The organism is Streptosporangiales bacterium, from assembly GCA_009379825.1.
Lineage (GTDB): Bacteria > Actinomycetota > Actinomycetes > Streptosporangiales > WHST01 > WHST01.
Map to the genome: position 1 here is coordinate 1 of WHTA01000055.1, position 13,490 is coordinate 13,490.

12 protein-coding genes and 1 pseudogene are annotated in these 13,490 nt (G+C 71.5%); 8 read left to right on the forward strand and 5 right to left on the reverse strand.

Annotation, left to right across the window (positions count from 1 at the left end; all coding sequences use genetic code 11):
* Nucleotides 1-249: 249 nt before the first annotated feature.
* Nucleotides 250-1,416: a winged helix-turn-helix domain-containing protein gene (locus tag GEV07_21955; GenBank protein ID MQA05271.1), complete on the reverse strand. Its 1,167-nt coding sequence runs from the start codon at nt 1,414-1,416 to the stop codon at nt 250-252.
* Nucleotides 1,417-1,640: 224 nt separating this feature from the next.
* A pseudogene (locus GEV07_21960) lies at nt 1,641-1,835 on the reverse strand (hypothetical protein).
* Nucleotides 1,836-2,116: 281 nt separating this feature from the next.
* On the opposite strand from GEV07_21960, the gene secA reads away from it, so the two are divergent.
* The gene (gene secA / locus GEV07_21965) at nt 2,117-4,936 is read left to right on the forward strand and encodes a preprotein translocase subunit SecA (protein MQA05272.1); all 2,820 of its coding nucleotides are present in this window, start codon (nt 2,117-2,119) and stop codon (nt 4,934-4,936) included.
* Between the two features lie 749 nt (nt 4,937-5,685).
* Complete coding sequence (locus GEV07_21970) at nt 5,686-5,928, forward strand: DUF385 domain-containing protein (GenBank protein ID MQA05273.1); 243 nt, start codon at nt 5,686-5,688, stop codon at nt 5,926-5,928.
* Here the strand turns inward: GEV07_21970 and GEV07_21975 are convergent.
* On the reverse strand, nt 5,925-6,158 hold the full coding sequence (locus GEV07_21975; protein MQA05274.1) for a helix-turn-helix domain-containing protein: 234 nt from the start codon (nt 6,156-6,158) through the stop codon (nt 5,925-5,927). The two genes, GEV07_21970 and GEV07_21975, sit on opposite strands and share 4 nt — an antisense overlap.
* A 165-nt stretch (nt 6,159-6,323) precedes the next feature.
* On the opposite strand from GEV07_21975, the gene GEV07_21980 reads away from it, so the two are divergent.
* The 6 genes from GEV07_21980 to GEV07_22005 all read left to right on the forward strand — a co-directional run bounded on the left by GEV07_21980 (nt 6,324) and on the right by GEV07_22005 (nt 12,361).
* Nucleotides 6,324-7,028, forward strand: coding sequence for a flagellar biosynthesis protein FlgA (locus GEV07_21980; protein ID MQA05275.1), 705 nt, complete (start codon nt 6,324-6,326; stop codon nt 7,026-7,028).
* Nucleotides 7,025-8,305 (forward strand): chromosome partitioning protein, encoded by a 1,281-nt coding sequence (locus GEV07_21985; GenBank protein MQA05276.1) that lies wholly within the window; start codon nt 7,025-7,027, stop codon nt 8,303-8,305. The genes GEV07_21980 and GEV07_21985 overlap by 4 nt, the downstream gene beginning before the upstream one ends.
* A 142-nt stretch (nt 8,306-8,447) precedes the next feature.
* Nucleotides 8,448-9,482, forward strand: a complete 1,035-nt coding sequence (locus GEV07_21990) for an SIS domain-containing protein (GenBank protein ID MQA05277.1) — start codon at nt 8,448-8,450, stop codon at nt 9,480-9,482.
* A 31-nt stretch (nt 9,483-9,513) separates the two neighbouring features.
* Nucleotides 9,514-10,917: a wax ester/triacylglycerol synthase family O-acyltransferase gene (locus GEV07_21995; protein ID MQA05278.1), complete on the forward strand. Its 1,404-nt coding sequence runs from the start codon at nt 9,514-9,516 to the stop codon at nt 10,915-10,917.
* On the forward strand, nt 10,362-11,867 hold the full coding sequence (locus GEV07_22000) for a hypothetical protein (protein ID MQA05279.1): 1,506 nt from the start codon (nt 10,362-10,364) through the stop codon (nt 11,865-11,867). Before GEV07_21995 ends, GEV07_22000 begins: the two co-directional genes overlap by 556 nt.
* Nucleotides 11,867-12,361 carry a hypothetical protein gene (locus GEV07_22005; GenBank protein ID MQA05280.1) on the forward strand — a complete coding sequence of 165 codons (495 nt, stop codon included), beginning with the start codon at nt 11,867-11,869 and terminating at the stop codon, nt 12,359-12,361. The genes GEV07_22000 and GEV07_22005 overlap by 1 nt, the downstream gene beginning before the upstream one ends.
* A 7-nt stretch (nt 12,362-12,368) precedes the next feature.
* Here GEV07_22005 and GEV07_22010 read toward each other — a convergent pair whose 3' ends face one another.
* Both GEV07_22010 and GEV07_22015 read right to left on the reverse strand, forming a co-directional pair.
* Entirely contained in the window at nt 12,369-12,929 is a 561-nt protein-coding gene (locus GEV07_22010) for a dihydrofolate reductase (GenBank protein ID MQA05281.1), read from the reverse strand.
* A gap of 10 nt (nt 12,930-12,939) precedes the next feature.
* The gene (locus tag GEV07_22015) at nt 12,940-13,425 is read right to left on the reverse strand and encodes a polyketide cyclase (GenBank protein ID MQA05282.1); all 486 of its coding nucleotides are present in this window, start codon (nt 13,423-13,425) and stop codon (nt 12,940-12,942) included.
* Between the last annotated feature and the right edge of the window lie 65 nt (nt 13,426-13,490).

Here is a 13,490-nt window from a genome sequence, read left to right on the forward strand (position 1 = left end):
ACCAGCCCCGGCGGGAACACCCGCGTGAGCACCCCGACCGAGACCAGGTCCGACAACCGACGATCCGAGGACGGCTTCTTCCACCCAGCACGAGGCATATCACCAAACTACACCGTCCAACGCTAACTGAACGGTATTGCGCGTAGCCGGGGTCGATCAGCAGGTGGTAGCCGTCGTGCTCGAGTAGGTAGCCGCTGCACGGCTGGTCCGCGGACGGCCACGCGCCCGCGCCGCCGAGCACGGTGAACCTCATGCCAGCGCCTCCCGCAGCGGGTCCGCCAGCCGCTCCGGCAGCACCCGACGCACCTGGACATCGTCGCAGCCCACCCAGCGGGCCGCCTCGCGCAGCGCGGTTGCCGCCGGACGGACCGCCGCCGCGCGCTCGAGCGAGACCTGCTGCGCCATTAGGGCGCTGCCGTCCCTGGCCGGGTCGACCCTGCCCACCAGCTGTCCGCCGCTGAGCAGCGGCATCGCGAAGTACCCGTGGACGCGCTTCGGCTGCGGTACGTACGCCTCCAGCCGGTGCGTGAAACCGAACAGCCGCTCGGTGCGGTCGCGGTGCCAGATCAGCGAGTCGAACGGGGACAGCAGCGTGGTGCGGCACCGGCCGGTGACCGGCTCGGCGAGCGCCGCCGGGTCCGCCCAGCTCGGCCCGCGCCAGCCCTCGACCTCGACGGGCACCAGGCCGGTGCCCTCGATCACCTGGTCGACCTGGTCGTTCCTGATCCGCACGTAGTCGGCCAGGTCGCCTCGGGTGGCGACCCCCATCGCCTGCCCGGCCTGCGCGACCAGCCTGGTCAGGCACACGTCGTCCGGTTCGTCGCGGTACAGCTCGCCGGGCACGGTGTGCTCGGCGAGGTCGTACACCCGCCGCCAGCCGCGGCGCTCCACGCAGACCGCCTCACCGATGTCGAGCAGCCACTCGATGGCGATCTTCACGTCCGACCAGTCCCACCACGGCCCGCCGTTCTTGGCGCCGCCGAGGTCGGTGGTGGTCAGCGGCCCTTCGGCGCGCAGCCGGGCCCGCACCTCGGTGAGCGTCTTCTTCGGCACGTGGTGCCAGCGGTGTCCGCGGCGCTTCCTGGCGCGGCGGCGGAACGCGTAGTACGGCCACTCGGTCAGCGGCAGGATGCACGCGGCGTGCGACCAGTACTCGAAGGTGCGCGGCGGCCTGGACCAGTACGCGCGCTCCACCCGGCGCCGGCCGACGGCGCCGAGCCGGGCGTACGGCACCAGCTCGTGCGAGCGGGCGAGCACCGAGATGGTGTCCAGCTGGACGGCGCCGAGCCTGGCCAGCACGGCCGCCGTGCCACCGGGCTGTCGCGGGCCGTACAGACCCTGGGCGCGGATGGCCAGCCGGCGGGCGTCCGCGATGTCGAGACTGGTCGTGGGGCGGGCGGCTGGGGCGGAGGTCACGCCGCCGAGCGTACGATCCGCCGCCGACAGTGCTCCAGCTACGCGGTGGTGGCGCCGCTGTCGCGGCCCGCCGGCTCCCCGGCGTCCTCGATCGGCTGGGAGGCGTCGACCTCGGGGGCGTCCCCCGGGATCTTCGGCGTGAGCTCGGCACTGGTGTCCGCGGACCTGGTGACCTCGTGCTTGATCGGGCTCACGTGCGGGTCCGCGTCCGCCTGGTGCAGCGGGTCGAGCTGGACGTCGGCGAAGATGTCGATCGCCACCGCCAGGATGCCGCCCACCGCGACGATGCCGAACGACACCCAGAACAGCCACCAGGTGCCCAGGATGAGGGCCAGGCCGCCGAGCGTGAACCCGCCGATGATGATGACGACGGCCAGCCACGACACCGCGCGGCCGCGATTGTGCCCGCCTTCAGCCATCTCAGCTCCACCCGATGCTCGGTTGTTGGCTCGCCAGGAGAACGGTCGAAACCGTCACCGAGGTCAGTATGCCGTGTCGCTCCCGCGCGCGCTCGGTACCCCTGGGAGTGTGGCCTGCGCAACATCGGAACCCGACCGCGGTATCCACCGTCCGCCGCGGCGTGGTCTGATGGAACATAGCGACCTTTACCATGGTCGGACGAGGGGAACGACGACGTGGGTACTCCTGGCCGTCCCAGCTCCCCGGTCACTTCCGCGCGCCAGCTGAGGAGCATGCACCAGTGCCGGTACTGATCGACAAGATCCTTCGCGTCGGCGAGGGCAGGCAGGTTAAGCGGCTACGCAAGCTCGCCGACGACGTGCTCTCGATCGAGTCCGACTACGAGGAGATGTCGGACGCCGAGCTGCGCGAGGAGACCGACAAGTTCAAGGAGCGGTACGCCGACGGCGAGGACATCGACCTCGACGGCGCCCTGATCAGGGAGGCGTTCGCCGTCGTGCGCGAGGCCGCCAGCCGCACCCTGGAGCAGCGGCACTATCGCGTCCAGCTGATGGGCGGTGGCGCGCTGCACCTGGGCAACGTCGCTGAGATGAAGACCGGTGAGGGCAAGACCCTGGTCTCCACCCTGCCGGCGTACCTGAACGCGATCACCGGCAACGGCGTGCACATCGTCACGGTCAACGACTACCTGGCCAAGCGCGACGCCGAGTGGATGGGCCGGGTGCACCAGTTCCTCGGCCTCGAGGTCGACGTGGTGCTGCCCGAGATGAACCCCGCGCGGCGGAAGCAGGCGTACCAGGCCGACATCACGTACGGCACGAACAGCGAGTTCGGCTTCGACTACCTGCGCGACAACATGGCCGGCTCGCTCGACGAGCTGGTGCAGCGCGGCCACAGCTTCGCCATCGTGGACGAGGTCGACTCCATCCTCATCGACGAGGCGCGCACCCCGTTGATCATCAGCGGCGCGGCCAGCTCGACCACCAAGTGGTACGGCGAGTTCGCGAAGATCGCGCCCCGGCTGCGCCGCGACCAGGACTACGAGGTGGACGAGAAGAAGCAGAGCGTCGGCGTCCTCGAGTCCGGCGTGGAGAAGGTCGAGGACTACCTCGGCATCGACAACCTCTACGACGCCGGTAACTCCATGCTGGTCAGCTTCCTCAACAACGCGATCCGCGCGAAGGAGCTGTACCGCAAGGACAAGGAGTACGTGATCGCCGACGGCGAGGTACGTATCGTCGACGAGTTCACCGGCCGCATCCTGTACGGCAGGCGCTACAACGAGGGCCTGCACCAGGCGATCGAGGCCAAGGAAGGCGTCGACATCCAGCAGGAGAACCAGACGCTGGCCACGATCACGCTGCAGAACTACTTCCGGATGTACGACAAGCTGTCCGGCATGACCGGTACGGCCATGACCGAGGCGAACGAGTTCCTGAAGACGTACAAGCTCGGCGTGGTACCGATCCCGACGAACAAGCCGATGATCCGCGAGGACCAGCGCGACGTCGTCTACAAGATCGAGGAAGCGAAGTTCGACGCGATCGCCGACGACATCGAGGAGCGCTACGAGGCCGGGCAGCCGGTCCTGGTCGGCACCACGAGCGTAGAGAAGTCCGAGTACCTCGCCCGGCTGCTGAAGCGGCGCGGCATCGCGCACGAGGTGCTGAACGCGAAGTACCACGAGAAGGAAGCGGCGATCGTCGCGAAGGCCGGTCGCAAGGGCGCGGTGACCGTCGCGACGAACATGGCCGGTCGCGGTACCGACATCATGCTCGGCGGCAGCCCGGAGTTCGAGGCCGACCTGGAGCTGCACAAGCAGGGCCTGTCCCCGCTGGAGACGCCGGAGGAGTACGAGGAGGCGTACCCGGAGACGCTGGAGAAGTGGAAGGGGAAGCTCAAGGAGGAGCAGGAGGAGGTCGTCGAGCTCGGCGGCCTGTACGTCCTCGGCTCCGAGCGGCACGAGTCGCGCCGGATCGACAACCAGCTGCGCGGCCGCTCCGGCCGGCAGGGTGACCCCGGCGAGTCGCGCTTCTACCTGTCGCTGGAGGACGAGCTGATGCGGCGCTTCAACGCCGCCGCCGTCGACACCGTGATGACCAGGTTCAACATCCCCGACGACGTGCCGATCGAGTCGAAGATGGTGACCAAGTCGATCGAGTCCGCGCAGGGCAAGGTCGAGCAGCAGAACTCCGAGATCCGCAAGAACGTCCTCAAGTACGACGACGTGATGAACCGGCAGCGCGAGGTCGTCTACGAGGAGCGCCGGAAGGTGCTCGAGGGCGCCGACCTCTCCGACCAGATCGACGGCATGATCGACGACGTCATCGACGGCTACATCGCCGGCGAGACCGAGTCCAACCTGCCCGAGGACTGGGACCTGGAGAAGCTGTGGAAGGCGCTCAAGACGCTCTACCCGATCTCCATCACCATCGAGGACCTCGAGGACGAGGCCGACGGCCGCGAGGGCCTCGCGCCTGAGCTGATCGGCGAGCGCGTCAAGGAGGACGTGCACGAGGCGTACGAGACGCGCGAGGAGGAGCTCGGCGAGAAGAACATGCGCAACCTGGAGCGCGCGGTTCTGCTCGAGGTGTTCGACACCAAATGGCGGGAACACCTCTACGAGATGGACTACCTCAAAGAGGGCATCGGCATGCGCGCGATGGCGCAGCGCGACCCGTTGATCGAGTTCCAGCGCGAGGGGTTCGACCTCTTCGAGCAGATGATGAACGCGATCAAGGAGGAGACCGTCGGTCGGATCTTCAACACCGAGATCGAGTTCGTCGACGCGAGCGGGCAGCCGGTGGCCGCGGCGGACGTCCTGGACGCTGGCGCGGGCGTCGACGCCGAGGACGCCGCGGAGGACGAGGACGACGAGCGCCCGAGGATGCGCGGCAAGGGCCTCGGCAAGGTGAAGCGCCCGGAGGCGCTGTCGTACACCAAGCCCACCCTGGACGGCGACAGCAGCGGCGAAGCCGTAGCCACCACGTCCGACAACGCCGACGACCCGTACGCCGGCACCTCCCGCAACGCACCCTGCCCGTGCGGCTCCGGCCGCAAGTTCAAGCGCTGCCACGGCGACCCGAAGAACCGCAGCTAGCTACCCGGGTGCCGGCCGGTGACGTACGTACCCCGGCGGAGGCGCGTGCGGAGCGTCAGCCAGGTGCGGCAGTACCCGCGCACCCGGCACACCGAGTGACGTTGCGCGTTGTTCGTCCCGCGCGGTTGTCGTTTCGCAGTGAGGTGCCGTAGTGCCGCGTCTGGCGCACCGTGTGATGCTGCGCGCTGTTCGTCCCGTGCGCCGGTCGTTCCACGCGGTTGTGGTTCCGCACGCCGATCCAGGCACTGGGCCTGTGCCGTGAGTCCGGCCGCGGGGCCAGCGGCCGCTCCCGCTGCTGTGCTCCCACGCGCCCAGTGGCGGGCTCGTAAGTAGCCAGGCGCGCCCAGCCGCCCCAAAGGCGGCCCGCAAACCACGCGGACCCGCGCACGGGCATGGTGCGCGCTCCCGCGCTCGCCGCAGAGCTGGCCGAGGTTCTCGCACGGTGCCCGCTCCGGCGCTCGGCCGCGGGCCAGCTGCCGCTCCGGCTGCTGCGCTCCCGTCCCCAACCGCTCCGGCTGCTGCGCTCCCGTCCCCAGCTACGCCAAGGCTGTGCGGCGGGCGGGGTCGCCGTCCTCGACCGCAACAAGCGGGCGTGCCGGCGGCTTTGCGGTCCAGGTGCCGCTCCGCCCGCGCACCCTCTTGGCCACCCGCATGCTGGCCGTGCTGAGCCCGCGCGCCGCGCCGGGCGCACGGCCGGCCGGCGGCACCCGCTTCCGGTCCCGTCTCGCGGCACGTCGCACGCCTTCCGCATGCTCCCCACACTGCGCGCGGCAACCGCCGCGCACAGCACATCCGCTCCGAGGCCGCGTGCGGCGAACGGCCGGCGGTACCGGCTCTCGGTCGCGTTGCGCCGCCGCCCGCGGGCCCGTACGGCGGACGCGGCGGAGAAGGCGCGGCTGTGGCCGACCATGGCCGGGCACTGGCCGCGGTACGACGACTACCAGGCGAAGACCGACAGGGACATCCCCGTCGTGGTGCTCGACCGGGTCTAGTCGGGCTGTTCCTCGTCACCCGTGAACGGGTGCGCGCGGATGAACTTCTGGGTCTCGTTGTACTTCTGCTGGATGTAGTCCTCCAGCGCCTTCGCCTCGACCCGCCACTGACCGCGGCCGCCGACCTTGATGGCGGGGAGCTCTCCGTTACGTACCAGCGCGTACGCCTGCGACGCCGAAATGTTCAGCTCGTCGGCGACGTCGGATAACCGGAGAAACCGCGGTGGCATAGCCGAAGTCTGACACACGCCGTGCCGCCGAGACGGTACGCCAGGGCACATCTGGGGATAACTCGCACTAGGCGTGGTGACCGGTTGTGGAGCGCCCACTGCTCGTCCGGCGGAAAGTGTGGTAGTCAGGGGCGCGCCGAGAGGATCGCGAGGAAAGGCGGGGGCATGGGCGTCGAGACGTTGCGCACGAGCGAGTCACCGTCGGGCGCACCCGGTGCGCCGGTGCCGGCGGCGAGCCGGGTGCGCGGGCCGCGCTGGCGCGACGCCCGGTTGCTCATCGGCCTGCTGCTCGTCCTCGCGTCGGTGGCGGTCGGCGCGCGGCTGTTCGCCACGGCGGACCGCACGACGGCGGTCTGGGCGGCCGCGCGCTCGATGGACGAGGGCAGCGTGCTGGCGGCGGACGACCTGGTCAAGCGCCAGGTGCGGCTGCTCGACGTCACCGACAAGTACCTCGCCGCCTCCACCACCCCGGTCGGCTACGTGCTGACGAGGGCGGTCGGTGCCGGTGAGCTGATGCCGTCGGCCGCCGTGCGCAAGCCGAGCAAGGCGGCGTCGCGGCGGCAGGTCACGGTGCCGGTGAACCGGGGCCGCCTGCCCGCAGGGTTGGCGGCGGGCCGACGGGTAGACGTCTACGTCACCCCGGAGAGCGAGGCGGCCGAGGAACCGCAACCGTCCGACCTGGCGGTCTCCGGTGCCGTCGTCGTGAACCCGGGCGACGCGCGCAACCGGCTGGGTTCGGCGGCGTCCGACGTGGGTGTCGTGCTGTCCGTGCCACCGGACGAGGTGAGCGGGTTGCTCACCGCGGTGCATCAGGGCGAGGTCGACCTGGTGCTGCTGCCGCTCGGCGGCAAGGCGGGAGACAACCCGTGAGCATCCCCGTCGTCACGGCGATCGCGGACGCCCGCGCGGAGTCAGAGCTGGTGGCCACGCTCGGCCGCGGTGACGGTTCGCTGCAGGTGGTGCGCCGCTGCGTGGACGTCGCCGACCTCGCCGCCACCGCGCAGGCGGGCCTGGCGCGGGCGGCACTGGTGTCCGCCGGGCTGCGCCGCCTGGACCGCGACGTGCTCGGCCGGCTGGCCGGGGTGGGCGTGGCCGTTGTCGGCGTGGTGGCCGCAGGGGACGAGGCGGCCGAACGGCAGCTGCGGCAGCTCGGCCTCACGGTGGTCACCACCGTGGACGCCGACGCCGCCGCCGTGCACGCGGCGGTGCGGCAGGCGATGTCCACCGGCCACGACGGCAGCGCCGGCTGGCTCAACCGGGCGGAGCGTTCGACCGACGACGAACCCGCGGCGAGCGCGGAGCCGGTCGACGGCCGGGTGATCGCCGTGTGGGGGCCGACGGGAGCGCCGGGACGCAGCTCGGTGGCGACCGGGGTGGCCGCGGAGCTGGCCGACCAGCGCGTCGACACGTTGCTCGTCGACGCGGACACCTACGGCGGGTCGGTCGCGCAGGCGCTCGGTCTGCTCGACGAGGCGCCCGGGCTGGCCGCCGCCGTACGGCACGCGAACGCCGGCTCGCTCGACGTCGCGAGCCTGCGCAGTTGCGCGCGCCAGGTCGGCAAGGGGCTGAACGTGCTCACCGGCCTCACCCGGCCGGACCGCTGGCCCGAGCTCGGCGCCGCGGCGCTGGACCGGATCTGGGAGCTGGCCCGTACGACCATGCCGGTGACGGTCGTCGACTGCGGCTTCTGCCTGGAGGAGGACGAGGAGCTGAGCTACGACACCGTGGCGCCGCGCCGCAACGCGGCCACGCTGTCCGCGCTGGCGGCGGCCGACGACGTGCTGGCGGTCTGCGCCGCCGACGCGCTCGGGGTGCAGCGGTTCGTCCGCGGCTACGCGGAGCTGACCGAGCTGGTGCCCGCCGCACGCGTGCAGGTGGTCGCGACGAAGGTGCGGCCCGGCCCGGTCGGCGCCAAGCCGGAGAAGCAGGTCGCCGCGGCGTTGCAGCGGTACGCCGGCGTCACCCCTGCGGCGGTCGTGCCCGACGACCGGGCGGCGTACGACAAGGCGATGGCTCGCGGCCGCACGCTGGCGGAGGTCGCGCCGCGCTCACCCGCGCGCGCCGCCCTGCGCGGGCTGGCCAGTAGGTTGGCGGCTGCGACGGGCGACCGACCCGCCGTCGCGGCGGCCGGAGGGAGCAGACGATGAGCGAAGGAGCCGACGAGCGCACCGGAGGCGGGGGCCGCGACACCACCACAGCATGCACGGACGCCGCCGCGGCACCCGCCGGAGTAAGCGAGGAGGCGGTCGCGTGGCCTCGATGAGCGCACGACCGGGCGCCAAGACGTTGATGAAGCGGGAGATCGAGCAGCAGCCGGAGGCGCTGCGCCGCACGCTCGACGCGGTGCTGCCCGAGCTGCCGGCGTTGTGCCGGCTCGGCGAGCAGACCAGGCAGGTGCTGTTCGTCGCGCGTGGTTCCTCGGACAACGCTGCGGTCTACGGCAGCTACCTGTGCGAGGTGGCGGCCGGCCGGCTGGCGACGCTGAGCTCGCCGTCGGTGGCGACGACGTACCGCAGCCGGCTCGACCTCTCCGGGGTGCTGGCCGTCGCGCTGTCGCAGTCCGGACGCACCGAGGAGATCGTGCAGACGATGGCGTGGGCGGCCGACTGCGGTGCCCGTACGGTCGCGGTGACCAACGACGCCGAGTCGCCGCTGGCCGAGGCGGCGGAGGTGACGCTGTGCACCCAGGCGGGCGTGGAGCAGGCGGTGCCGGCGACGAAGACCTACACCACCCAGCTCGCGGCGCTCGCGGTGCTCGGCCTGGCGCTGTGCGGTGACGACCAGGGTTTCCGCGCCGCCCTGCACGAGGTGCCGGACGCGGTCGAGGCCATGCTGCAGCCGCGCGGCGACTTCGCCGAGATGGTCGCGCGGCTCGCCGCGGTCGACGGCCTCGTGGTCTCCGGCCGCGGCTACGCGTACTCCACCGCGCTCGAGGTCGCGCTGAAGTTCAAGGAGACCAGCTACCGCACCGCGGAGGGCCTGTCGTACGCGGACCTGCTGCACGGGCCGATCGCCGTGCTCGACGGGGACACCCCGGTGCTGCTCGTCGCACCGGCGGACGGGCCAGTGCTGCCCGGCCTGGTCACCCTGGCGAGGCGGGCCAGGGAGCTCGACTCGGCCACGCTGCTGCTCGGCGGTGACGCCGGCCTGGCCGCCGCGTGCGACGCGAGCGTCGCCGGCCCGCAGCTGCCGGAGTTCCTCGCGCCGATCGGCCTGGTGGTGCCGGGTCAGCTACTCACCGAGGCGGTCGCCGTGACCACGGGCATCGACCCGGACACCCCGCGCGGGTTGCGTAAGGTCACGCAGACCGACGGCGCCGAGTAGCAGCGGCGTAACCTGCACCGAGGGAGGTGACGTGCCCGACCGGCTTAGCTCACTCGACGTGTCGTTCCTGTACATGGAGGAGACGACCACGCCGATGCACGTCGGCACGCTCGCCCTGTTCGACGGCGACGACCGGTTCGACCTGGTGCACCTGACCAGCCTGATCGAGCGGCGGCTGGCGAAGGTGCCGCGCTACCGGCAGCGCGTGCGTACGGTGCCCGGCCGGCTGGCCAACCCGGTGTGGGTGGACGACCCGCACTTCGATATCAACTACCACGTACGCCAGTCGGTGCTGCCGAAGCCGGGCAACGACATGCAGCTGCGCGAGCTCGTCGCCCGGGTGATGAGCCGGCCGCTCGACCGCGACCGGCCGCTGTGGGAGATGTACCTCGTGGAGGGGCTCGCGGACAACAGGTTCGCGATCCTGAGCAAGACCCACCAGGCGATGGTCGACGGCGTCTCGACGGTGGAGATCGGCCAGGTCATCCTGGCCCAGGAGCCCGGTGAGTACGGGCCGGACCCGCAGCCGTGGCAGCCCGAGCCTGAGCCGTCCTGGGTCGACCTGCTCACCGACGCGGCCGCCGGCGCCGTGCGCCGGCCGTCGATGCTGGTGGACTCGGCGCGCGGCGCGGTCGGTGACGCCAGGTCGGTGGCGGAACGGCTGTGGGGCGCTGCGAGCGGCGTGCTCGCCGTCGCGACGACCGCCGTACGGCCGGCGACCGAGACGCCGCTGAACGGCGTGATCAGCAGCCACCGCAGGTACGCGACGGCCGCGACCGACCTGGAGGACTACCGGCGGATCCGCGGGTCCAAGGAAATGCGGCAGGAGAACACGGTCAACGACGCCGTGCTCGCCGTCGTCGCGGGCGCGCTGCGCGAGTGGCTGCTGATGCGCGGCGAACCGGTGGTGCCGCACACCACCGTCCGTGCGCTCGTGCCGGTGAGCGTGCGGGAGGAGCCGGAGCGCGCCGGGCCACTCGGCAACACCGTCTCCACGTACCTGGTCGACCTGCCGGTGGGGGAGAGCAACCCGGTGATGCGGCTGCACCAGGTGACGTACGCGATGCGCGCGCACAAGGAGTCCGGCCAGGGCGTCGGCGCGAACACGCTCATCGCGCTGTCCGGGTTCGCGCCCACCACGCTGCACTCGCTCGCCGCGCGTACGGCGAGCGGCCTGTCGAAGCGGCTGTTCAACCTGGTCGTCACCAACGTGCCAGGACCGCAGACGCCGCTTTACGCGGGCGACGCCGCCATGCTGCAGACGTTCCCCGTGGTGCCGCTGGCGAAGGGGCAGGCGGTCAGCGTCGGGCTCACCTCGTACAACGGCCAGGTCTACTACGGCCTCAACGCCGACCGCGACCTGCTGCCCGACGTCGACCTGCTCGCCGACTGCGTGGTCGACTCGCTCGCCGAGCTGGTGGGGGCGGTCGAGTGACCGGCGGTACCGGGTTGGTGCTCGGCGCGGGCGGCGTGCTCGGCGCCGCGTGGTTGACGGGGGTGCTGCGGGCGCTCGAGGAGGTCACCGGGTTCGACCCACGTACGGCGGACCACCTGCTCGGCACGTCCGCCGGTTCGATCATGGCCGCGGCGCTCGGCGCCGGCGTGGATACCAACGTGCTGCTGCACCACCAGCTCGGCCTGGTGGTGGAGGGCGCGCCGCAGATCGACTTCGACCCGGACGTGGACTCCGGCGGCAAGCGGCCGCCGTGGCCGAAGCCCGGCATCGGCTCGCCGGAGCTGCTGCTGAACAGCTGGCGGCACCCTGGCCAGGTGCATCCCCAGGTCGCGCTGTACTCGGTGGTCCCAGAAGGCCGGGGCGACCTGGAACCGGTCGGCCGGCTGATCGACTCGGTGAACCCGGGCGAGTGGTCGCCGCACCCGAGCTGCCGGGTGGTGGCCGTCGACTACGAGAGCGGCCTGCGCACGGTGTTCGGGGACGACGACGCGCCGCCGGCGTTGCTGCGCGACGCGGTGAAGGCGTCGTGCGCGGTGCCCGGCTGGTACCACCCGGTGCGCATCGACGGGCGAAGGTACGTCGACGGCGGCGTTCGGTCGACGACCTCGGCCGACGCGCTTGCGGACCTTGGGCTCGACCGCGTCTACGTGCTCGCGCCGATGGCGTCGTACGAGCTCGACAAGCCGCGGTCGGTGCGCGCGGCGTTCGAGCGCGGGATGCGGAGGTTCATCACGCGGGGGCTGACCGCCGAGGTCGCCCGGCTGCGGCAGGCCGGCACCATCGTCACGGTGCTCACCCCTGGCCCCGCGGACCTGGAGATGATCGGCCCGAACCTGATGGACCCGGCCCGCCGTACCGAGGTGCTGGAGACCGCGCTGCGCACCATGACCGAGCGGTTGGAGGCCGACGAGTTGGTAGGTGACCTGTGATGCGCGTCTACGTGCCCGCCACCTTGCCTTCGCTCCTGGAGTACGTGAGGTCAGGTTCGGTCGCGCAACAACAGGCGTACGCGGTGACCCCGGCGCTGCGGGAGTGGTACACCGAAGGTGACCTGGAGGAGCTGGAGTACGCCGCGATGACCGCCGCCGCCCGCCGCTCGCTGCGGCTGCTCGGCGAGGAGCCGCACGCGCCGCGCAAGCGCGTGGTGATCGCCGTCGACGTCGCGGACGGCGCGGTGGCCCCGGTCGGTGAGCTGGGCAAGGACGCCGCGGCCGTACGCCTCGCCGGCCCGGTGGCGATGGTGGACGTGGTGTCGGCCCACGTCGACGACGACCTCGCGGTGTCGGACATCGCCGCGGCCGTCACCGCGCTGCCCGCCGCCGACACCGGCGACGACGACGCCGCGTTCGCCGTCGATGGTGCCGAAGCGCACGAGCTCGCCTGGTACGCGGTGCAGGAGCTGCCCGACCTGGTCGGCGAGTAGCGCGACGCTACGCCGGTGCGTACCGCGTGTACGTGATGCCGCAGCGGAACGCCTGCGCGTCGAGCAACCGCAGCTGCGGCACCTCGAACCCGTCGGGGAACAACCGCCGGCCGCCACCCTGCACGACGGGGTAGACGAACAACCGGTACTCGTCGACCAACCCGGCGGCGATAAGGGCGTGGCACAACGTGATGCTGCCGGTGGTCACGATGTCGCGGCCCGGTGTCGCCTTCAGCACCCGCACCTCCTCGACCGGGTTGCCGGCAAGCACCGTGGAGTTCCGCCACTGCGGGTCGGTCATCGTCGAGGAGACGACGTGCTTCTGCACCTGGTCGAGGTATGCGGTGACACCGGTGCTGTCCGCGGACTGCTGCGGCCAGTAGCCGCGCAGGTCCTCGAACGTCTGGCGGCCGACGAGGAAACCGTCCGTCGCCTGCTGCTGGTGGTGTAGCTCGTCGAGCAGGTCCGAGTTGTCCACGTCGCCCTGGCCCTGGGGGTCGAACCAGTCCCCGAGCATCTCGATCGAGCCGTCGACGGTGACGTTCTGCGTCACTGCGAGCGTGCGCAACGGTGCCTCCTCAAACCCGGACGGTGGCCAGCTCGGCGAGGTGGCGCAGCGAGTTCTCCAGGTGGCTCATCGGGAACGGAGGGAACTGGAGGTACTCCCGTATGAACGCGGGTACCGCCGACCAGTCGTAGGTGAGCGTCACCTCCGTCTCGGCGGGGCCGGCGGCGCTCAGGTCGTACCGCCAGACCCAGCCGCCGAACGAGAGGTTGCCGTCGCCGGCCTGGTCCTCCTGGCCGGGTTCCCAGGCGATGGCGTGCGGCGCCTCGAACACGACGACCTTGTTGGCTATCTCGTAGTCCCCGTCCGGGTGGTTCTTGTGGTACATGGCGATCCGGAAGACCTGCCCGGTGGCGGTCAGCTGCTCACCGTCGAGCGCGTCTCTGACCCAGCCCGTGCCGTCGATCGCGGCGTGCGTCGAGGGGTCGGCTAGGACCGCGAAGACGGTCTCCACCGGCGCCGGGATGGTGGTGCTCACGTGGACTGCTTCGTGCGTCATGGTCGACCTCCGAGCCGTGGTGACATCGTGCTTCGAGTAATGACCGCGCCGCCCACGGAAACTCA

What these genes read in the sequence shown, in the direction of transcription:
- GEV07_21970 (MQA05273.1), top strand. Translation starts at nt 5,686, where the DNA reads ATGCTCCCCACACTGCGCGCGGCAACCGCCGCGCACAGCACATCCGCT.
- GEV07_21975 (MQA05274.1), bottom strand. Translation starts at nt 6,158, where the DNA reads ATGCCACCGCGGTTTCTCCGGTTATCCGACGTCGCCGACGAGCTGAAC.
- GEV07_21980 (MQA05275.1), top strand. Translation starts at nt 6,324, where the DNA reads ATGGGCGTCGAGACGTTGCGCACGAGCGAGTCACCGTCGGGCGCACCC.
- GEV07_21990 (MQA05277.1), top strand. Translation starts at nt 8,448, where the DNA reads ATGAAGCGGGAGATCGAGCAGCAGCCGGAGGCGCTGCGCCGCACGCTC.
- GEV07_22005 (MQA05280.1), top strand. Translation starts at nt 11,867, where the DNA reads ATGCGCGTCTACGTGCCCGCCACCTTGCCTTCGCTCCTGGAGTACGTG.
- GEV07_22015 (MQA05282.1), bottom strand. Translation starts at nt 13,425, where the DNA reads ATGACGCACGAAGCAGTCCACGTGAGCACCACCATCCCGGCGCCGGTG.